Annotated in this window: 19 protein-coding genes and 1 tRNA gene; 9 read left to right on the forward strand and 11 right to left on the reverse strand. The window is 58.1% G+C overall.

All coding sequences use genetic code 11. The features are described from left to right. Nucleotides 1–133 precede the first annotated feature (133 nt). The 3 genes from ACSSU5_RS20135 to ACSSU5_RS20145 all read right to left on the reverse strand — a co-directional run bounded on the left by ACSSU5_RS20135 (nucleotide 134) and on the right by ACSSU5_RS20145 (nucleotide 2751). The gene (locus tag ACSSU5_RS20135) at nucleotides 134–1963 is read right to left on the reverse strand and encodes an SLC13 family permease (RefSeq protein ID WP_492559621.1); all 1830 of its coding nucleotides are present in this window, start codon (nucleotides 1961–1963) and stop codon (nucleotides 134–136) included. A 138-nt stretch (nucleotides 1964–2101) separates the two neighbouring features. Continuing rightward, a complete protein-coding gene (locus ACSSU5_RS20140; protein WP_492559622.1) occupies nucleotides 2102–2488 on the reverse strand; it encodes a glycine zipper domain-containing protein in 387 nt (128 codons plus the stop codon). Nucleotides 2489–2562: 74 nt separating this feature from the next. After that, complete coding sequence (locus tag ACSSU5_RS20145; RefSeq protein ID WP_264309316.1) at nucleotides 2563–2751, reverse strand: hypothetical protein; 189 nt, start codon at nucleotides 2749–2751, stop codon at nucleotides 2563–2565. Nucleotides 2752–2975: 224 nt separating this feature from the next. On the opposite strand from ACSSU5_RS20145, the gene ACSSU5_RS20150 reads away from it, so the two are divergent. The 3 genes from ACSSU5_RS20150 to ACSSU5_RS20160 all read left to right on the forward strand — a co-directional run bounded on the left by ACSSU5_RS20150 (nucleotide 2976) and on the right by ACSSU5_RS20160 (nucleotide 5412). After that, nucleotides 2976–4136 carry a GGDEF domain-containing protein gene (locus ACSSU5_RS20150; RefSeq protein WP_492559623.1) on the forward strand — a complete coding sequence of 387 codons (1161 nt, stop codon included), beginning with the start codon at nucleotides 2976–2978 and terminating at the stop codon, nucleotides 4134–4136. Nucleotides 4137–4206: 70 nt separating this feature from the next. Continuing rightward, nucleotides 4207–4557 carry a hypothetical protein gene (locus ACSSU5_RS20155; RefSeq protein WP_264309314.1) on the forward strand — a complete coding sequence of 117 codons (351 nt, stop codon included), beginning with the start codon at nucleotides 4207–4209 and terminating at the stop codon, nucleotides 4555–4557. Nucleotides 4558–4590: 33 nt separating this feature from the next. Beyond that, nucleotides 4591–5412 (forward strand): class I SAM-dependent methyltransferase, encoded by an 822-nt coding sequence (locus ACSSU5_RS20160; RefSeq protein WP_264309313.1) that lies wholly within the window; start codon nucleotides 4591–4593, stop codon nucleotides 5410–5412. Here ACSSU5_RS20160 and ACSSU5_RS20165 read toward each other — a convergent pair whose 3' ends face one another. The 7 genes from ACSSU5_RS20165 to ACSSU5_RS20195 all read right to left on the reverse strand — a co-directional run bounded on the left by ACSSU5_RS20165 (nucleotide 5413) and on the right by ACSSU5_RS20195 (nucleotide 12341). Further along, complete coding sequence (locus tag ACSSU5_RS20165) at nucleotides 5413–6180, reverse strand: SDR family oxidoreductase (RefSeq protein WP_492559624.1); 768 nt, start codon at nucleotides 6178–6180, stop codon at nucleotides 5413–5415. It abuts the gene before it with no gap. A 23-nt stretch (nucleotides 6181–6203) separates the two neighbouring features. Further along, nucleotides 6204–7271: a phosphotransferase family protein gene (locus ACSSU5_RS20170; RefSeq protein ID WP_264309311.1), complete on the reverse strand. Its 1068-nt coding sequence runs from the start codon at nucleotides 7269–7271 to the stop codon at nucleotides 6204–6206. Nucleotides 7272–7459: 188 nt separating this feature from the next. Next, nucleotides 7460–7777 (reverse strand): SCP2 sterol-binding domain-containing protein, encoded by a 318-nt coding sequence (locus ACSSU5_RS20175; RefSeq protein WP_264309310.1) that lies wholly within the window; start codon nucleotides 7775–7777, stop codon nucleotides 7460–7462. Between the two features lie 54 nt (nucleotides 7778–7831). Continuing rightward, complete coding sequence (locus ACSSU5_RS20180) at nucleotides 7832–8542, reverse strand: histidine phosphatase family protein (protein ID WP_264309309.1); 711 nt, start codon at nucleotides 8540–8542, stop codon at nucleotides 7832–7834. Nucleotides 8543–8649: 107 nt separating this feature from the next. Beyond that, nucleotides 8650–9921: an FAD-dependent oxidoreductase gene (locus ACSSU5_RS20185; protein ID WP_492559625.1), complete on the reverse strand. Its 1272-nt coding sequence runs from the start codon at nucleotides 9919–9921 to the stop codon at nucleotides 8650–8652. Continuing rightward, a complete protein-coding gene (locus ACSSU5_RS20190) occupies nucleotides 9922–11283 on the reverse strand; it encodes an amino acid permease (RefSeq protein ID WP_264309307.1) in 1362 nt (453 codons plus the stop codon). A 404-nt stretch (nucleotides 11284–11687) separates the two neighbouring features. Further along, nucleotides 11688–12341, reverse strand: a complete 654-nt coding sequence (locus ACSSU5_RS20195) for a helix-turn-helix domain-containing protein (protein WP_492559626.1) — start codon at nucleotides 12339–12341, stop codon at nucleotides 11688–11690. A gap of 232 nt (nucleotides 12342–12573) precedes the next feature. Between ACSSU5_RS20195 and sohB the strand changes: the two genes are divergently transcribed. Together sohB and ACSSU5_RS20205 are read left to right on the forward strand one after the other, a co-directional pair. After that, nucleotides 12574–13593: a protease SohB gene (gene sohB, locus ACSSU5_RS20200; RefSeq protein ID WP_264309305.1), complete on the forward strand. Its 1020-nt coding sequence runs from the start codon at nucleotides 12574–12576 to the stop codon at nucleotides 13591–13593. Between the two features lie 154 nt (nucleotides 13594–13747). Continuing rightward, nucleotides 13748–13821 (forward strand) — tRNA-Cys (locus ACSSU5_RS20205). Between the two features lie 680 nt (nucleotides 13822–14501). On the opposite strand, the gene ACSSU5_RS20210 is transcribed toward ACSSU5_RS20205, so the two are convergent. Continuing rightward, nucleotides 14502–14684 carry a hypothetical protein gene (locus ACSSU5_RS20210; protein ID WP_492559627.1) on the reverse strand — a complete coding sequence of 61 codons (183 nt, stop codon included), beginning with the start codon at nucleotides 14682–14684 and terminating at the stop codon, nucleotides 14502–14504. Between the two features lie 110 nt (nucleotides 14685–14794). On the opposite strand from ACSSU5_RS20210, the gene ACSSU5_RS20215 reads away from it, so the two are divergent. The 4 genes from ACSSU5_RS20215 to ACSSU5_RS20230 all read left to right on the forward strand — a co-directional run bounded on the left by ACSSU5_RS20215 (nucleotide 14795) and on the right by ACSSU5_RS20230 (nucleotide 20327). Further along, complete coding sequence (locus tag ACSSU5_RS20215; protein ID WP_492559628.1) at nucleotides 14795–15031, forward strand: hypothetical protein; 237 nt, start codon at nucleotides 14795–14797, stop codon at nucleotides 15029–15031. 164 nt (nucleotides 15032–15195) lie between these two features. Further along, nucleotides 15196–15339 (forward strand): hypothetical protein, encoded by a 144-nt coding sequence (locus tag ACSSU5_RS20220; protein WP_492559629.1) that lies wholly within the window; start codon nucleotides 15196–15198, stop codon nucleotides 15337–15339. Between the two features lie 59 nt (nucleotides 15340–15398). Further along, nucleotides 15399–18239, forward strand: coding sequence for a hypothetical protein (locus ACSSU5_RS20225; RefSeq protein WP_492559630.1), 2841 nt, complete (start codon nucleotides 15399–15401; stop codon nucleotides 18237–18239). A gap of 462 nt (nucleotides 18240–18701) precedes the next feature. Then, a complete protein-coding gene (locus ACSSU5_RS20230) occupies nucleotides 18702–20327 on the forward strand; it encodes a hypothetical protein (RefSeq protein ID WP_492559631.1) in 1626 nt (541 codons plus the stop codon). The last annotated feature ends 590 nt before the right edge of the window (nucleotides 20328–20917 follow it).

Genomic DNA, 20917 nt, shown 5'->3' on the forward strand with positions numbered 1-20917 from the left:
AACGAAATCCAGGACAACGGCTTAAAGCACCTGGGGCAATTACGTATCAGTGTGTTTCGACAGGGTACTTGATGTCAATCTGCCGCGATCCTGCAGGATAATGCCAAATTGCCTGCATCCCCTGTCGATTTCTCTACAATCCAAAGAACCACGGGACCATCAGCACGGTCACCAGCATCACCAACAAGGTGAATGGCACGCCGACTTTGACGAAATCACCGAACCGGTATTGCCCAGGGCCCAGCACCAGCGTGTTGACCGGTGACGAGACCGGCGTCATGAACGCGGCCGATGCGGCGAGTGCCACGGTCATGGCAAAGGGGTAGGGCGACATGCCCAGTTGCGTGGCAGTGCTGATTGCCACCGGCGCCATCAGCACTGCGGTGGCGGTGTTGGAGATGAACAGGCCGATCACTGCGGTCACGGCGAACAGGCAGGCAAGAATGGCACTCGGCCCGGCACTGCCGAGCACACTGACCAGCCCGGTCACCGCCAGGTCGATACCGCCTGTTTTCTGCAGGGCCTGGGCGAAGGGCAGCATGCCGACGATCAGCACCAGGCTTTGCCAATGGATTGCCCGGTAGGCGCTGTTCATGTCGATGCAGCGGCCCGCGCCCATCAGCAGGCAGCCGATCAATGCAGCGATGACGTTGGGCACCGCGCCGCTGACCATCAGCCCGACCATCACCGCCAGGCTTAGCAACGCTTGCGGCGCTCGTCTGCGGGCCGGGGCCACCTGATCGATCTCGGCGGGCAGGCTCAACACCAGGAAGTCGTGGGGTTTGCTTTGCAGTTGCCGCACGGCTTTCCAGGGGCCTACCACCAGCAGGGTATCGCCCAGGCGCAGTTTTTCTTCCACCAGTTGTTCCTCGATGGCCGCCTGTTCACGGCGCAAACCGACCACGTTGAGGTCGAAGCGGCTACGAAACGCCAGTTCGAGGATGCTCTTGCCGATCAGCTGTGAGCCGGGGGGCAGTGACACTTCGGCCATGCCCAGTTCCTGGGACTGATCGATGAAGTAGGCCGCCTTGAAGTGCAGGGGTTCCAGCTGCATGGTCTGGCACAGGCTGCGCAGGTCGTCGCGGTTGGCGAATAGGTCGAGCAGCAGCACGTCACCTTGGTGCAGCACCGTGTTGGAGTCGGCCGCGATTACCCGCGTGGTGAACTTGTGCTGGCGCTCGATGCCGATCACGTTGGCACCATGCCGGGTGCGCAGTTCCAGCTCGCCCAGGGTGTGACCGATCAGCGGCGAGTGGGGGCGGATGCGCAGGCGCCGCTCGCGGCCATTGAGCTTGTAGTCCAGCACCAGGTCGAGCAGCGTACGACGGGTTTCTACACGGCCGTCCTTGCGCACTTCGCCGTTGAGCCAGTGGCGGGTGAGCAGCATGTAGCCGATGCCCAGCACCAGCACCACCAGGCCGAAGGGGGTAAAGCTGAAGAAGTTGAAACCCTGTTCGCCATGGCGTACCAGTTCACTGTGCACCACCACGTTGGGGGGGGTGGCCACCAGGCTGAGCATGCCGCTGATCAAGCCGGCGAAGCTCAGGGGCATCATCAGGCGGCTGGGCGACAGCTTGAGGCGCGCGGCGATGCTCAGTACCACCGGAATGAAGATCGCCACCACCCCGGTCGAGCTCATGACCGAACCCAGGCCTGCGACCGACACCATCAGCAGTACCAGCAGGCGCGCTTCACTGTTGCCTGCCCGCTCGCTCATCCACTCGCCAATGCGGTAGGCGATGCCGGTGCGCACCAGGCCTTCGCCGATCACGAACAGGGCTGCGATCAGTACCACGTTGGGGTCGCTGAAGCCGGCCAGGGCCTGCTCCACGGTAAGGATGCCCGACAACGGCAGGGCGAGAATCACCATGAGGGCGACCACGTCCATGCGCGGGCGGTTGATGATGAACAGGACGACGACGATGGCCAGCAGGCCGAGGACCCAGAGCAGCTCTTGGTTCATGGGGAGGGGGTGTTCCTTCACACAGGGGCACGGTAGACATTAGCAGCCAGTGTGCCAGCTTGGGGTGAAGGGTGTGTTGACGTGTTGCAGGGTTTCAGAAGCAAAAGGGGCTGCAGAGCAGCCCCTCGGTCACCTGGATCAGTGACGGTGACGGCGATGTTTCTTGCCGTTGTTGTCGCCCATGTGGTTGCCGATGGCACCACCGGCCGCGCCGCCCAGGCCAGCACCGATGGTCGAACCGGCAGAGCCGCCGACCTTGCCGCCCAGCAGCGAACCGCCAGCTGAACCCAGGCCACCGCCGATGACGGCTTCGGTGCGGTTGCCCTTGCGTGCGCCGACCGCACTGCCCGCAGCGCCGCCAACGCCAGCACCGATGGCAGCGCCGGTGCTGCCGCCGATCTGTTGACCGACAACATTACCCAGAACACCACCCAGGCCACCGCCAATGGCGGCGGTACCGTCACCGGCGAAAGCGCCCTGGCACAGCAGCAGGCCGAGAGCAAGGGAAGGCAGAGTCAGACGCATGGTACGAACCTCAAAAGGAATCATCAGGTTAAGGTGCCGCGCAGCGGGCGGCGGGTCAGGGTTGCAAAGACGCTTCAGCGGTAGTAACGGTCACCGCGGTATTGACGGTTGTCATCGTCATCGTCGCGGTCATGCCGATGGTGGTGGCGGTGGCCACGGTCGCGATCACGCCAGCCATCGTCGTCGTCATGATAGCGATGGCTGTGGCAGCCAGCGGTCAGCAGGATGGCGGCAATCAACGAAAAGCTTGCAAGGCGGGTCATCACGATATAGGTCCTTGATCCGCAAAGGTTTACGGGACACTTTCTGAGACTGGGATCGATCCATTTGGTTTCCTTGGCAGGCAAAAATTTGTCATGCTCGCGATAAGCGGCGTGCCTGCCGGCTGCTGTTCTGTCTCGCTCGGTCATGGCCGAGCCGGTGGCTGGCACCTAAACTTCACAGTAAGCCGCAGCCAAGACGGCAAACTGCCACACGGTGAATCACGATGATCGCCCACACCCCCACGTTGTTCGCCGCGGTTGCCCTGGTGGCAACCATTCTGGCCTTCTGCCTGTTGCTGGTCGGCCGCAGCAACCGCCGCGACAACCTGCTGCTGACCGGTTGCGGGCTGTTGGTACATGCCCTGGCCTATGTGTGCTACACACTCTATGCCCAGGCCCCGTTGTGGCTCAGCTATGGGCTGGGCAACAGTCTGTTGTCACTGGCCCTGGCGTTCTATTCGGCCAGCCTGTTCAGGGTGCGCGAGCAAGTGATCCCGTGGCGGCTGATCTTCATCATTCCGGCTTTCATGCTGGTGGGGGTGATGCTGCTGCTCGATACCCTTGAACCCCGCATGCTGCTGGCGACACTGGTACTGATGCTGCAGTGTTCGATGATCCTCTATTGGGCGCGGCGTTACGTCGAGCGGCCGGGCAGGGCGCACCTGTTGCTGCAAATCGGTGCGCTGATCAGCTTGGTCGGGCTGGGCATGCGCGCCGTGGCAGTGGCCAATGGCACGGCTGTGGAAATGCGCTACGACACCAGCAACCTCAAGCAGAGCATCTCTGTGGCGATCGGCACGGTCACGGTGATGATGTATTCGATCGGGTTGGTGCTGATGGCCAAGGAACGCAGCGAATCACGTCTGCAGCACCTGGCCCTGCGCGATGTACTGACCGGCACTTTCAACCGTCGGGCGATCCTCGAACGCTTCGCCCTGGAGCTTGACCGCGCACGGGGCACGCAGAGCAGCTTGGCCGTGGCCATGATCGACATCGATCACTTCAAACGCATCAACGACCTCTACGGGCACTTGGCCGGTGACGAGGTGCTGTGCCACTGCGTGCGCCAGTTGCAGCAACGCTTGCGCCAGGGGGACAGCCTCGGTCGTTATGGCGGCGAGGAGTTTCTGCTGCTCTTGCCCGGCACCGACCACGTTGGCGCGATGGCAGCCCTGCAGGGCCTGCGTGAGGCCATCGCCCGCAGCCCGGCACGCTTCGCCGGCGATGAAATCGAGCTGCGTTTCAGTGTCGGGTTGTGGTGTGGGGTGCCCGGGGCCAAGGACAGCACCGCCAGCCTGCTTGCCCAGGCCGATGCGGCGCTGTACCAGGCCAAGGCCGCCGGGCGCAACACCGTGCACATGGCGGCGCTGGGCGAAGTGGGTTGACCACACGGCCATTCACGCGCAATGCCCGCCAGTGCTAGAGTCGCATTCTTTTTTACCCCGAGGATGGAACATGCGTGCGATTCTGCCGATAGCTGTGGCGCTGGTGCTGGCCGGTTGTGCTTCAGCGACCATGGAGACGGCACGCGGCGGCAAGCCGACCGCGCAGCTCGACTCGCACAAAGCGCCAGAGCTGGTCGCCCAGTGCATCCAGTTCAGCTGGCAGGAAGAGGCGGTGTTCGGGGACGATGCCAGTGGCTACCTGGAGCCGCGCAAACAGGGTGGTTTGACTGTGTATACCCGCGATGCCGAGGCGTTCGTGGATGTGTATCCGCAGGCGGGCGGGGCGCGGGTCGACTATTACGCGCAAAAAAATGACGGCGTGGCACTGCAGCGACGTGCAGCTGCGGCAACTTGCCTGTAGTAAACCAGTACACGTAAAAGGACATTTTTAGCCATGGACCGATCACTGCAACTCAACCGCACCAGTTGGGACGAACGCGCGCCCTTGCATGCCGCCTCGCAAGACTATGAGGTCGAGCTGCTGGTCGAGCGCCCGACGCACCTTTCCGAAACCGTTCGCTTCGACCTGCCGCTGCTGGGTGATATCAACGGGCTCAACGCCGTTCACCTGCAGTGCCACATCGGTACCGACACCCTCTCGCTCGCACGCCTTGGTGCGAAGGTTTGCGGCCTGGATTATTCCGCGGCTTCGCTGGCCGAGGCGCGGGCGCTGGCCGAGCGCTGCGCGGTGCCTATCGAGTATGTGGAGGCGGATGTCTACGCGGCCGATCAAGTGCTACCGGCAGGTACCTTCGACCTGGTCTACACCGGCATCGGCGCACTGTGCTGGCTGCCCCGCATCGAACCTTGGGCGCGCACGGTGGCAGCCTTGCTCAAGCCGGGTGGGCGGTTGTTCCTGCGTGATGGCCACCCGATGCTGATGGCCGTCAACGAAGACCACCAGGACTGTTTGCAGATCGAATACCCGTACTTCGAGCACGAAGCCCCGACGGTCTGGCACAACGACCAGACGTACGTTGAAACCGATCAGCGCCTCGTCCACACCGAAACCCACGAGTGGAACCACGGCCTGGGCGAGGTGATCAGTGCCTTGCTGGCGCACGGGCTGCAGTTGACAGGCCTGGTCGAGCACCAGAGCCTGCCCTGGGAGGCGCTGCCGGGGCAGATGGACTTGGGCGCCGATGGCGAATGGCGCTTGCGCCATCAGCCGTCACGCCTGCCCCTGAGCTACACCTTGCAGGCGATCAAGGCCTGATCAGGACAGGAAACCACCGTCGACGTTGAGCGCGGTGCCGGTGGTGTAGCTGGATGCGTCGCTGGCCAGGTACAGCACCGCGCCGGCCATTTCCTTGGGGTCGGCCACGCGCTTGAGCGGGATCTGTTGCAGGGCGGCGTTGAGGATGGCGTCGTTCTTCACCAGCGCCGAGGCGAACTTGGTGTCGGTCAGGCCCGGCAGCAAGGCGTTGCAGCGGATGCCGAACGGCGCACACTCTTTGGCGAAGACCTTGGTCATGTTGATCACTGCGGCCTTGGTCACCGAATAGATGCCCTGGAAGTGCCCTGGCGAGACGCCGTTGATCGACGCTACGTTGATGATGCTGCCGCCGCCGTGTTCGCGCATCAGCTTGCCGGCTTCCACCGACATGAAGAAGTAGCCACGGATGTTGACGTCCACAGTCTTCTGGAAGGCGTTCAGGTCGGTGTCCAGCACGTTGCAGAACTGCGGGTTGGTAGCGGCGTTGTTGACCAATACATCCAGGCGCCCGAACTGTTCGCGGATGTCGGCGAACACCTGCTGAATCTGCTCCATCTCGCCAATGTGGCAGGCTACAGCCGTCGCCTTGCCGCCGGCGGAGATGATCGCCTCGGCGACCTGCTGGCAGCCGTCCAGCTTGCGGCTGGAGACGATCACATGGGCGCCCTGTTGGGCCAGCAAATGGGCGATGGCCTCACCGATGCCGCGGCTGGCGCCGGAAACGAAGGCGATCTTGCCGTCAAGGTCGAACAAGTGGGTCTTGGACATGCTGTTTTCCTTGTTGTCTGTCGTCAGAGCGTGGATTTGGCGATCACCTGCAAGGCCATCTGCTCCAGCAGCCGGTTCATGTGGATGAACTGAGCGAAGCGCTTGTCCTGGGTCTGGCCGTGGTAGTAGCGGTAGTAGATCTGCTGGACGATGCCGGCGAGGCGGAACAGCCCGTAGCAATAGTAGTAATCGAAGTTGTCCAGGCGGATGCCGGCGCGCTCGGCGTAGTAATCGACGAACTGGCGACGGCTGAGCATGCCGGGTGCGTTGCTGGGCTGGCGGCGCATCAGCTGTACCGGCGCTGGGTCATCAGCTTCGATCCAATAGGCCAGGCTGTTGCCCAGGTCCATCAACGGGTCGCCGATCGTTGCCATTTCCCAATCCAGCACGCCGATGATGCGCATCGGGTTGTCGGCGTCGAGGATCACATTGTCGAAGCGGTAGTCGTTGTGCACGATGCCGGGGCGGGGGTGGTCGGCGGGCATCTTCTCGTGCAGCCAGGCGATAACCTGCTCCCAGCGTGGTGCATCTTCGGTGATGGCCTTGGCATAGCGGCTGGTCCAACCCTCGATCTGGCGCTGCACATAGCCCTCTGGCTTGCCCAGGTCAGCCAGGCCGCAGGCCTGGTAGTCAACCTGATGCAGTTCCACCAGGCGGTCGATGAAGCTTTTGCACAGCGCTTCGGTAGTGGCTGCATCGAGGTTGAGTTCAGCCGGGATGTCCGAGCGCAGGATGATGCCCTTGACCCGCTCCATCACGTAGAACTCGCCGCCGATCAGGGCTGGGTCGGTGCAGTGCACATACGCCTTGGGGCAGTACGGGAAGCCGCTGTTGAGCTGATTGAGAATGCGGAACTCGCGGCCCATGTCATGGGCCGACTTGGCCTTATGGCCAAACGGCGGGCGACGCAGCACGAAATCGCGGCCCGGATAGCTGACCAGATAAGTGAGATTGGACGCGCCACCGGGGAACTGGGTGATGGTCGGCAGGCCATCGAGGCCGGGGATGTGGGCCTTGAGATAAGGGTCGATGACGGCCGCGTCGAGCTCTTCGCCGGGGCGTACCTGGGTGGACTGATCGGTGAGCGTCATGCGTTTTCCTTATTTTCTGGCGCAATTACTATTGGCTAATCTAATGGCCTGTCGGCCTTGGAACAAGCGTGCCAAGCGTCATATAGGTGAGGGTGTTGCCGCTGGATCAATTGCCTTGATGTGGCCGGGCAAAAAAAAACCGAAGCCGGTCAGGCTTCGGTTTTTTCATCGCTCGGTGTGCCCGTCACTCAGGAAGGGAACAGCTCGCTGAGCTTCATCGACAGCATCATGTCGCCTTCGACGCGCAGCTTGCCGCCCATGAAGGCCTGCATGCCGTCGGTCTCGCCGCTGACGATACCCTTGAGGGTCTCGCTGTCCAGCACCAGGGTGCAGTTGGCGTCTGGGTTTTCGCCTTCTTGGATGTCGCAGGTACCGTCCTTGACGATCAGCGCGTACTGCTTGCCTTCGTCGGTGATGTCGAAGCCGAACACCAGGTCCAGGCCGGCGGCAGCGGCTGGGTTGAACTTTGCTTTCATCGCTTCGACGGCTTTAGCTACATCGCTCATGGCGTAATCCTTATTAAGTTATTTTCGCGTCCGCAGGGACACAACAAGCCGGACTCATCGGTAAGTGACAAGCTCCGGCGCCCTCAATAGCTGCAAGTGGGCTTGGCTATTGAAGGAGGCCAGCGCCACGTCGCGGCCGCGGAACTTCAATTGGCTGAGCGACGTGTTGATAATCTGCCAGTTAAGCGCAAAGGCCTGGCTGGGGGTAATTTGGGTAACCAGGTGGAGCAGGGCGGCGATGGTGCCGCCGGAGGTGAAGATGGCGATGTTGTCGCCGCTGCCCGCGGCTTGGAGCACGCGCTGCAGGCCCTTCTGGACCCGAGCGGTAAACGCCTGCCAGCTCTCCAGCCCGTCGTCGGCATGATCGCCAGCGTGCCAGCGCTGCACCATCAGTGCGAACAGGCGCTGAAATTCACTGCGGTGCTGCGCGCCATTGCGCAAGATGTGCAGGGCGTCGGGCTCTTCCCCGATCAGCCCAGGCAGCAGGGCACGGATCACGCCGTCGGCATCGAACTCATTGAACGCCGCGTCGGTCTCGACAGCCGGAACCGGGCAGCCGCTGGCGTGCAAGGCCTCCAGCGCCAGACGTGCGGTATCTTGCTGGCGGCGCAAGTCACCGGCCACGCAACGATCCAGCTGCACACCCAGCTGAGCCAGGTGGTCGCCCAGGGCCTGGCTCTGACGCACACCGATGGGTGAGAGGACATCGTAGTCTTCGGCACCGAAGGAGGCTTGGCCATGTCGGATCAGGTAGAGGTTGCCCACGAAGGTATCCGGCCTGTTGGAGGTTGTTGCGAGGTTAGGATGTGCCACACAGGCTGTCAACGAAAAAACATACAAGTGTTTGAAAAGGTTGTTTGAACTGTTTCGGCTCAGCTTTGCAGGGCCGTGCGGCGTCCTAGCAGCCCATAGCGATTCCAGTGGTACGGTTCAAGGTTGAGGGCGGGCCTACGACCAGCAGCGAGGTCGCAGATGATCCGTGCAGAGCCGCAAGCCATGGTCCAGCCCATGGCGCCGTGGCCACAGTTGAGCAAGACATTCGGTATATGGCTCACGCCCAGGAAGGGTAAGTTGTCCGGCGTCATCGGGCGCTGTCCCACCCACTTTAGTGCTGTGCGGTCTTTAAGGCTTGGGCAAACCTCTTCTGCGAAACGCCCAAGTTCCGCAAAGCGTTTGTGCACGGTGGATTCACCGGGGACCCCGACATCTGCAAACCCTGTGAATCGAAGGGTTTCACCAAATGACGCCCAAGCAACTTTATGTGGGATCGAGACAGCCCCGACACTGGGCTTTTGGCCTGGCGGGCTTTCATACGAAATCGAATAACCCGTGACGGGGTGAATGGGCAGGTTGTGCCCAATGGATGCAAGCAACTGTCGGGACGCGAGGCCTGCTGTTGCGACGACCAGGTCTGCATGACGATAGCCTTTGTCTGTGTGTACACCCTTGGCAACGCCGCCGCGAATATCGAACCCGAGCACGCGCTCGCCAAACCGCGCCGTCGTGCCGAGCTGGATAGCTTTTTTCAGTGCGGCAGTCGCATAGCGAGCGGCGTCGCCTGTACCGTCCTGGGCGCAGTAAATGCCTTTCGCAAACTTGACCCGGGCTGTCTTCAGCAGAGGCTCGCACTCCAGTACAGCAGGGGGATCGAGCGCTTCAAAGGGTTCTCCAGCGGCGCGCAGTAGTGCGGCATCGTGGGGGCCTGGCGTTTGTCCCTCACCATACAGATACAAAATACCCTTATGCCGCCCTCCATATTCATCCTGCGAAATACCCGCGTGTTCGAACTGAAGGTCGCGCGAGTAGCCGGCAAGCGCCAATGCCGCTTTCGAGTTCGTTAGCCAACGCGTTTGTGTCGCCTCGCGGGCGAACAGGGTGGCCCACCGCGCAAGTGCAGGTGTCCAGGGGCCGTAGATGCCTAGGCCTTCGCCAATGCCGAACAGTGACTTCAAGGCAACACCTACCACGCCAGGCTCGGCCCAGCTAAAGCAGTGCCCCGGAGAGATAAGGCCCGCGTTGGCGAAACTTGCACCGGTTGCTGGAGCCTGAGCCCCTTCAATAATTTCGACGCTGTGCCCTTCTTGCGCGAGTGTCAGCGCAGTGACGGTGCCACTGATGCCCGCGCCCACAACAATGATGTGCATTTAGAATCCTGCCTCTGCTGCGTCACGCTTCGCGGCGCGATTGGCCATGAAGTACAGGGCCGACAGGGCTACAGTCCAGATACCGCCGGCGTACAGCGAAACTCGGCTTTCTGGGTGGTAGCCGAGCATGAACAGTACAAAAGCGACAAACAGTAAGCAGATGGCGGGAGATGCCTTGCGTAACGGCATTGGGAATTCACTGGCGATACCAGAGCGCTTCATGCGGCGTTGGAACGCCACGTAGGTCAGGGCGATCATTCCCCAGGTCCAGGCCACGTTGAAAGCCAAGATGGACATCATGTAGCCAAAGGCACGGTCTGGCATCACAAAGTTAAGAAGCACGCCGAAGGCCATGCACGCGACGGTTGCAAATACCGCTCTAGTCGGGATGCCATTACTGCCCACTTTCCGCAACATGCTGGGGGCTTGGCCTTCATCTGCGAGTTTTTTCAGGATGCGCGCGCCACTGAACAGGATGCAGTTGAAACTTGATAAGGCCGCCGTGATCACCACGAAGTTTATGGCGCCCGCTGCCTCTCTGATGCCCAGGCGCTCAAAGGTAGTCACGAACGGGCTTCCTTGGGTGCCGATCTGATTCCAGGGATAAATTGCCAAGATCACTGCGATGGCCGCCACGTAGAAAAGCAGAATTCGCCACAGCACGGAGTTGATAGCGCGCGGTATGGTTTTCTTAGGGTTTTCCGCCTCTGCTGCCGCGATGCCGATCATTTCTACACCCGCAAAGGAGTACGCTACGATCGGCAACGCAATGAGCATTCCGCTAATACCATTGGGAAACCACCCGCCGTGCTGCCAAAGATTAGCCAGGCCCAGTGGTTCGCCGTTGTTGCCCCAGCCGGCAAAAATCATCATGCCACCGCCGACCACAAGGGCGAGGATTGTGACGACCTTGATCAGTGCGAACCAAAACTCGGCTTCACCGAAAGCGCGTACGGCGAGCAGATTCAATGCACAGATTGAGGCTATCGATGCGCATACCCAAATCCACTGAGGCACATCCGGGAACCAGGCCTTCATGTAGATGCCTACAGCGGTCGATTCGGCTACGCCAACCCCGACCATCAAAATCCAGTAGTTCCAGCTGGAGAGAAAGCCCGCATAAGGGCCAAGGTACTCATGCGCATAAGCTGCAAATGAGCCCGAAACCGGGTTGTGGACGGTCATTTCACCCAGGGCGCGCAGAATTAAAAAAATGATGCCGCCGCTGATTGTGTAGGCCAACAGCACAGACGGCCCAGCCGATTGGATGGCTGATGCCGATCCCAGGAAAAGCCCTACGCCGATAGACATGCCCAATGCCATGAATGCAATCTGGCGAGCGCTTAAAAGTTTACTTCCCATGTTGTTACCGCCTGCTCATAGCCTAATTGTTATTGAAAATTGGCTTTTATCCCGTTTACAGCGACCGATGTAGGCCGCTCTTCCCGGTTGCCCGCACGCTGCTTTTCTCCATCGCCAAAGGCTCCTTTCTGGTCGCTCTTCCTGCGCGTTACCGAGACTGCCCAGTGAAACCGCAGCCCGCCGCAGCGGTATGCGGATGATCCCAAAATTTGCGTATACGCGAAGTCGCCATGGAACTACCATTAGCGTGAGATTACAAGTGATTTTTGCGTAAACGCAAATTACGATTCAGGCTCACGGGTAGAGAGCAAGTCGTGCAAGGGAGGTTTTTTGAAGGGCACAGCCTGAAGCAGGGCGCAGAAGGCGGCGCTACTCAGGCTGGGCAGGCTACAGAAGGGGAAGGTTTATTGCTCAAGCTGATCGTGCCCTTGTCGCGCAAGCAGCATCTGGTCGCTTTCAGCGGTGATCACGCCAACGATTCTGGCCAATTGCTTGCTGACACTGATGTAGGCGTGGCCGATGCGGCTGTCAAAATACAGCGAGTCACCTTTCCCAAGTCTGGTCACTTCACCTGTTTCGAAATGGACCTCGAGCTTGCCCGAAAGCACGTAGATGAACTCCACGCCGGAGTGCCGGGCAAAATCCTCGGGGCTATTGATCTTGCGTGCGTGGATCGTACCCAGTACAGGGTTGATTGGTTTGCCGCTGGCTGATGTGGCCAGGAACTCATAGGTAAACGACAGCCCTTTGTAGGCCACCCCCTCGCCGGCCCTCGTTACCACCGGGCCCTGTTTGGCGGGCGGCTCCTCATACTCATGCGAGAACAGTGTTCCGATATCCAGCTGCAGCGCCTGCGCCAGGGCAGCGACATTTTCGTACCCCAAAGCGAGCTGGCCGCGTTCGGCGCGGGAAATAGTGGTTATCGAAACCTTGGAACGTTCGGCAACCTGAACCAGCGTCCAGCCCCTCTGTTTGCGTGCGGTGCGCAGACGCATCCCGAGCGACTCCGGGGTTAGCAGGTTTGGCGTTGCTGCGGCATGGGTTGGCGTGCTCTTCACGGTTCCTCCTTTGTTGGCAGGCATTCTACCATTCAAGCGGGATCAAGCCGTCAATACTTCGCGTTTACGCAAAACTCCAGCGTGATCGTGTAGCCATGAAGGGCAGGTAGCGGCATAGGCTCTGCCTGGCCCCAAGCGGCCGAAGGATTTGCTTCGGAATGTCACAAGGCCGTACCAAACAGCCCCAAGCTTAGGTACGATGAAGCCTTGATTCCGGGCTTCGAGGATTACTGTGGAGTTTCTTGCCGAATACGCAAGCTTTCTCGCCAAAACCGCCACCTTGGTGATTGCCATTCTGGTGGTGCTGTCGGCCATTGCCGGTTTACGCGGAAAAGGGCGGCGCAAGCCGGGTGGGCAATTGCAGGTCACGCGCCTGAATGAGTTCTATAAAGAGCTGCGCGAGCGCCTGGAATCGGGCCTGCTCGACAAGGCCCAGCTCAAGGCTCTGCGCAAGCAGCAGGCGAAGGCGGAAAAACAGCAGAAAAAGGTCAAGGCTGAGGAAAAGAGCCGGGTCTTCGTGCTCGATTTCGATGGCGATATCAAGGCCTCGGCCACCGACAGCCTGCGCAACGAGATCACTGCGCTGCTGACCCTCGCCACCCCGCGTGACGAAGTGGTGCTGCGGCTCGAGAGTGGCGGCGGCCTGGTGCACAGCTATGGCCTGGCGGCTTCGCAGTTGGCGCGCATTCGCCAGGCCGGTATCCCCTTGACCGTGTGCATCGACAAGGTGGCTGCCAGCGGTGGTTACATGATGGCTTGCATTGGCGAGAAGATTGTCAGCGCACCCTTTGCCGTGTTGGGTTCGATTGGTGTGGTCGCACAGCTGCCCAACGTCAATCGCCTGCTGAAGAAGCACGACATCGATTTCGAGGTGCTCACCGCCGGTGAATACAAGCGCACCCTCACCGTGTTCGGCGAAAACACCGAGAAGGGCAGGGAGAAGTTCCAGGAAGACCTGGACATCACCCACCAGCTGTTCAAGGACTTTGTCGCCCGCTATCGTCCGCAGCTGCACATCGACGAAGTGGCCACCGGCGAGGTTTGGCTGGGCGTGGCAGCGCTAAACCGCAAGCTGGTGGACGAGTTGCAGACCAGCGACGAATACCTCAGCGACCGCGCCCGCAATGCCAACCTGTTCCACTTGCACTATGCCGAACGCAAGAGCCTGCAGGAGCGCATCGGCATGGCTGCCAGCGGCACGGTGGAGAACACCGTGGTCGGCCTTTGGAGCAAACTCGGTCGCTTGCGCTAACACCTTGAACCCCTTGAAATTTTTTTCTGTTCAGGGGGTTGCAAGGTTCAATGAATGCAGACATAATGGCGCCCATCGAAACGCAGCGAACTTTGAAAAAGGTTCAGTGTTTCAAGGAGATAGCGAAGCGCAAGCCGCTAACTCCGAACTTTGAGGCCGAGTAGCAAAGTGGTTATGCTCCGGATTGCAAATCCGTCTACGCCGGTTCGATTCCGACCTCGGCCTCCATTATTCGAAAGCCCCGCAGATTAACGTCTGCGGGGTTTTTCTTTGTGCGCAGAAAAACCGGATCGTTTCCGCATCAGCCCTCTACTTGGTCGGGCTGACCACCTCGCCATCGGCAATCAGCTTGCGTGAAGCGCTGGCTGCGGACTATGGGGGGTTTGTGTATTGGCTGCTGGCGCAATTGCATGCTCAACCATCGATAGCCTTGAACCTACTGACAGTGGAATTACCCTGGAAGTCGCACACAAACCATACGCGGTCTGGAGGTCCTCGGTGAATGCCATGAGCACCAACCTTGCGATAGTGGAGATGGATAAAAGGGCTGGCGTGATTAAGTCTGAGGCCCCGCTGGAATGGCGACGTGGGGTGAAGTGGTTGGCCTCTTCATCAGCCCAGCGACCAAAACATCAGACCGCTATACCATTCACATCGTGAGCAAAACGCGCTCCACCTACCAACTGACGGGGCAAAACTGGGCTCCGTCTGTGGCTGCTCGGATTGAAGCAGACCTAGATATCGAGTAACGGCGAAACCTGTAGCTCGCGGGCGCCAGTCCAGTAAATTGAATGCAAATTAGCTGCATGTTCTTGTTGTCAGGCAGTCTCAATGAGAAGCGCGGCATAAATTGTGGGTGCTGACTGATAAAGTCCATCAATTGGTGTCCAGCGCTTGCCGAAGGTCGATCAGAGTGCTGACTGTGCTTCGAACATCGCTTTTCTCGCAGCTTCAAAGTTTTCGCCTGCGAGAATATCCTTGCTATTAGACGGGATAAGAAAGTAGGACTCCGGGGTGAACTGATGCCAAAGGCTAGCGTTAGCACTAGTGCAGGCTGTCGCGGCAAATGCGAAAGCTAGAATTCGTTTCATGTAGCGCTCCTTGCTTGGGTGATTCATCTGATACCTGTGTGTCCTGTCCGATCATCCCGCAGATTGCTTAATACTACAGCTGGTGAAGGGGGTTGACATCAGATGGCCGCATGACCGATTATTTCCCCATCATGTCATTCCTGCGCGTGTTGAGGAGTGACGAAAAAGGAAAGCGCGCATTAGACAGCCCGGCCATCATGTCGGGCTTTGTCGTTTCTAGGCCCTGGCATTCGCCGGGGCTTTTTCGTTTTCGGCTCTACCACACCCATCGCCCCGAGCTGGAAGTGCTGTTGGGGCTGAATCTGGGACATCCCGACCATAAGCAAGAAGGGTTCAATCCAGATTGAGCCCCAGCCGCGCGGGCCCAATTCAAACAAGGTCGTTCGCTGTATGGATACCGTGCCTTGGTTCAAATCGGCCGGGTATTTGTGCCAGCGCTGTACGACGACCAAGGCGGAAAAATTGAACATGTACGCGACCACCGTGGCGAGGTCGTTGGCCCGGCCGATGGGTGGCCCCCTTCCTCACCGAGGCCGCCGCCTTTACGGCTGACGATACCCACGACCACGACGACCAGGTTGACACGATCTTCGACGCTGTAGCCGACATGCTGATCTCCGGCGGCGGCGACTTCTTCTCCAGCAACTGGCTGTAACCACACATTCCGCAGACCACGCCTGGTCGCGCTCCTCAAACTCGCCCCAAGGAAATGACATGACTGACCAGACACAGCGGCACGAGATCGCCACCGTGAAAGCGGAGATCGGTAGCAACATTCTCAGCCGATTCTCTAATGACCCGATCGACGCGGAGCCGATTCCCACTGCTTCGGGTGACATCAAGAACCTGAAGCAAGAAGCTGCGGAAATTCGCGCTGTCGGACAGGAGGCTGTAGACCAAGCGGTAGCTGATGGAATCGTAGATTTGACCGGTGCCGTGGCAAGCGCTCAGTCTTCTGCGGATCAAGCTGCGGCCGTGACAAACCCATTCCCCACCGTCGGAGATGGTGTCTCCGGAACGTCAGGGTCGGGTGCCACGAGCCGATTCTTCTCGGTCCCGGGCGCTGGAGAAACCCTCACCGACCTTTACCGAAACGATTCCGGCGTAGCGATGAAGATCGGATCAGTCATGCCGTGGGCATTAGGCGCGCTACCGATCAACCGGGGTAAAGCTTTCCCCTTGAAACAAATGAACCGCGCCGGAGTTACATCGACAGCTAACTCTGTTATTAACAGGGTGGTTCTTGGCGTAAAAGTTATCGGTGACGCTCAGTACATTGATGGGAAGTACTTCCGGATTGCATACCTGCAGAACGAGGCAAACGTCAGCGGGAACGTAGCTCAGGGTATTATCCTGGAAGAGTTTGATGCGGCAACGTATCAGGCCACTGGCACCGCTACGGTAATTCACACCATCGGCAATGCTCCAGGGAGCTATTCGCGAAGCGGGGGCGTGCAGACATTCACCATTGTCCCAGAGCAGCGGAGCAATCTTCTTTTCATCATCACGATTGATGCGGACTCTCTGCCAACGGCAGGGACTCCAATCAACATGCAGACCTCCGAGCAGTCCGGCTATTCGTGGATCATCGAGCAGTCGTGCTACGAGTCCGTCCGTGGTATGGGTAACTCTCTGACCATAAACCGTGGTCGAGTTTACCCGCTACGCAAGATGATCCGGAGCGCGATCACCAGCGCTGAGCCCGCCGCATTCAGCAAGGCCATTCTGAACATCTGCATTATCGGCGCGCGCGCCGGCAAGTACTACCGTCTCGCGTATTACGTGAACGGCAGCACTGCAGTGCCTGGGGCCAAGGCAGACGGATGGCGTATTGAGGAAGTCGACCAGGCGAACTACGCGAGCGCTGCCAACCCCGTTACCAGTGTCATAGACATCACGGATGTCACCACTCCGACTATCACCTGGGATGGCATTCAGTCGGTGGTGCTGTCGAGCTCTGTCATCAACGACCTCCGCGTCTTGATCTCCCTAGACACTGCGGAACTGCCTGCGTACGGAACGGCAATTCAGGCCAACGGATCGGCTCAAGCTGGTTACAGCTACATCATCGATCCAAGTCGATACATTCCGGCGAAAAGCGAAAGCGCAAGCTCAATCAGCATCAACTCTGGGCAATTGGTGCCGTTCAGATCCATGAGCAGAGGCGGGGTCGTATCTACCCCGAATGCTCTGCAGACAAACGTGATCCTGAATGCACGAGTGATCAATGCCAAGCGCGGCAAGTTCTACGGCCTGCGCTACTTCCAGAACGGCAACGATGCGGTGGTTCCCGCGGCCGACGGATGGATCATCGAAGAGGTCGACATTGTCGGCTACGACGCATCGGTCATTGTTGCAGGGAACACCATCACGGCTTTGGCCGACCCGCAACCTGCAATAGACCGGATGCTCGGAATCCAGACTGTTCTGCTGAACACAAAGTCTGATGTGCGTATCGAGGTGACTCTCGATGCCTCGAAGCTACAAGCCTACGGCACTCAGTACGGCATGAACGCAGTCGGTCAGACGGGCTACTCGCACGTCATCGACCCGGCCTGCTATGAGGGTGCTGTAGCGTCGTCGGGGGGCGGGTCTCCCAAGATCACCTATCTGGTTGACTCTTTGGGCCGAACTACCATCAGCTGGTCTGACGGTGTCGGAACCCGCAGCTACGTGTTCGGCCCGAATGGGAATAACAACCTCCCGAACTTCGTTCAGGTGCTTAGGAACGGCGGCGTGATCAGCTCTTTCGGCACGGACTGGTTACCTCCGATCACGTTTGAAACCGCAGAGAATGGGGACGGTAGGACACCGCTTGAGTTCACTGGCGGCAACCATCTCATTGACGGACTCCAGACCGCGGTAAATGTATCGTTCGTGATCGAAGCAGACGGCGTCCCGTTGAAGATCGGGGATTCCGGGACCATCGATAGGCTCACATTCCGAGTTCTGAACAAGCTCATGGCCAATAACACGGTGAGCCTTGGTAGATACGCTCTTTTGCAGAGTCTGCAAGTTGACTTCGCTCCAGGTGCGGCCAGCGTCCATTGCGAGGTCCTGGCCCTTGAAGACTTGCAGATCTATGTGGATTACGGATGCCAGATGGTCACGGACGGGGCCAATGACACTCTGTTCTATCTCGGAGGTCAGTTCCCGGCGCCGACCCCGTTCGATAACACGAAGAACTCGGGGCTCGCGGCGGAACATCGCGGTGCATGGGCGGTCCTGACCGCTGGATCTGCAGGCCAGCTCATGGCATGGATGGACCGAAGCTACGGCATCGCCGACGGTTCGGAGGTCTATTCAGGGTACGGCATGATTGTGGGTGGGAGTGGTTCTGCCAAGCAATACACAACGGCTATCCACCGCTTTTTGGTTCGAGGAAGCCCCAACTACATGCAGCTGAATGCAGGGAAAACGTACAAATGGCGCGGCGGATACTCGTGGGGGCCAGTAGATGTGAAGGCCGGACTTGTTGCTTCCACTCGCTACCTGGACGGCGACCGAATCCGCCGTGCGGATGCCGTAAGCGCGCTGGCAGTTTTGAACCCTTAATCCTACGAGCGCGGCAGACCTGCAAAGCCTACCGCGCTTGCTGGCTTGCTATGCCTGGAGAAACGAATGCCAATCACAGAGCAGCAACTGCTGCAGATCCTCCCCAATGCTCGCTCAGCGCGGGCTTTTTTTTGCCTGGAGAAAACATGGCCACACCACGCGGAGTCCGCAAGACATTCCTGCCGGGGTCGTAGTGCGCAAGGTCTGCACTATCCGAAACACTTTCACCGGCGAAGTAATGGCCGAGGGTGCTGAGCCGCCAGTCTTGGAGCCAGCCATCGAATGGGTGCGCACCCATGAGATTGAGGAGATTGCGCCCCCAGCACGTCGTGCTGGTAGCCGCTACGAAGAGGCCCTGGTGCTTGAATGTGCCTATCTACGATCGAAGGTCCGCTAGCCATAGGTAGCACCTTGTGTTGCTTGATGGTAATATCGGGGGTTTTGATATTGCCATGGTATACAATGGAACTGTTTGCTGATTTGGTTTATGGGAATGCCTCAGGCTTAAATCATTTTGTTGTTGATTGGCAGCGCTACCATAAAGGATGCAATGCTGAGTCCCTGCTTTCTGGAGTAATTACACTTCGGAATAAGGTTAAGGTTGAGTGTAAATCTTTACATGATATCGAGTGGGGTCTAGAGTTTTCCTTAAATAGGAATGCCAATTATTTATGGCTCTATTCGCTTGACTACGTGGGTACGCTTGTAGATGCATACTCTAGGGGTTTTGGCGAAATATATCTTGACTGTGCTATTAGCATAGTTGAGTCATTTTGTCGCTTTTACCATGAGTCAGAAGGCAACAAAACAAAAGTTGCTTACTTGAATAAGTCTGGAGCGAGCTACGATCATGCGACCTCAACGAGGGCAAATGTTCTTGTAAGATACCTGTGCGCGGTTATTAAGTCTGATCGCAAGGTTGACCTTTCTCCGGTTATTTCGTGCATCCATGATGCTGCAATTTTTATGTATGACGATCGTAATCATAGCGAATCAAATCATGGGGTCATGACCGACATTGCATTGTCTCAAATCGGTGTTCTTGCTGGGCTTTCAAACGAGCTGGGTCGAGTATTTTTTGAGAAAGCAAATGATAGGCTGATCGATAGCGTGTTGCGTACTTTCGATTCCGATGGGTATGCCAATGAAAATACGGTTGGGTATCATCGGTTTAACGTGCAATTATTTAAGTCGGTGATAAGTAAGTTCAGCGACTGGGGTGTCGAAAGCAGGTTTGGTGATATCGCCCCCCCAATTATCGATAAAGCTTTGCGCGCCTTTCAGATATGTGTCTGGCAAGACGGATCCATTCCCCCTATAGGTGACTCCGCCGTCTATGAGAATGCGGCAGAATCTTTAAATATCAGCAAGGTTTTTTCCGAAAGTGGAATGGCTGTCATTAAAGATGATGATCTGTATGTTTCTTTGATATGTGGCAGGCGAGGCGATGCACACAAGCAAGTTGATGATACCTCAATAACTGTAAGGTACAAAAACACGGATATCGTCATTGATGGTGGCCATTTGAGCTATGACAGGCTGGATCCTCATCGCCTATCTCTCGAATCTAGTCTTGGGCATTCTGGTGTTTTTCCTGAGTTCATTGAGGGTATACCGTCTCACTCTTATCTCGCAGTTAAGCAAGCCGCATCAATAACAAACATCTCCAAAAACGATGCATCAGTCGATATTTCAGCTCAGCTCAGCTTTCCAGATCACGGCTATGCAGTTAACCGAACAGTTAGTGTAATTTTCCCTGGGCTTATTGTCATTAGGGATGAGGTCGACTCTGAAGATTGTGAGGTGCAAACAACTCAGAGGTTCTTGTTTGGCAAGAACTTAAATGAAATTGAATTTAATCAGCCTGGCGTGTTGACGCTTCACGACAAAAATTTTAGGGTCGTAGTTACTATGAAGGAAGTTAGCTCCGGTCTAACGCTTTGTAGAGGGCTTGAGGGGGAGCGTCCTCGTGGCTGGTCTTCGCAAAAGTCTGGGATAAAAGACCCCTGTTACGAGTTAACCCAAAAAGCCATTGGCGGGAAATTGTTGTTTGAAACGTGTATAGAAATTATTGACGCGCAGCTTTAACGGCTTTCGCTGTAAATGTCCGGACCTGGTTGATTTAAAGCTTTGTATTGCTTCCATTATATCGATATTAGGTTTTGTGCGAAAAGTTTGGTCATCCATCGTTGTGGGAGCGGGCTTGCCCCGCGATCTGCCGCAACGCGGCAGCAAAGCCTGAATTCGCGGCGTCTTTGCACTATTTGATATCGGGTACAGGAGCGCTTCGCACTCCATCGCGGGGCAAGCCCGCTCCCACAAAACTTTTCGTACAGAGCCTAAGGCCCGCTCAGCGCGGGCTTTTTTTTGCTTGGAGAAAACCCAATGCGTACATCGCAACGCGGCTTGAACTTCCTCAGCGCAGTACCGGCCTGGTGCTGGTGGCTGATCGAATGGCGGGAGACCTCGCGACAGCGCTTGAGCGAAGTCGAATAGCCGGCCTGGCGTGCGAGGCTGTGAACGACGGAATTCGTCGGGTGGGTGAGCAGCTATATAAAGAAAGGGAAACGGTCGGCAGAACGCCGGAGGAGGGGTGAAAAATTGGTTCCAAAACTAAAACGGAAGCCCTTGTAGAATGCGGGTTGTAGCCTGGTACATCCATATTCGTTTTGGAACTG

It is taken from the genome of Pseudomonas sp. E1MeOHC2 (assembly GCF_058745025.1).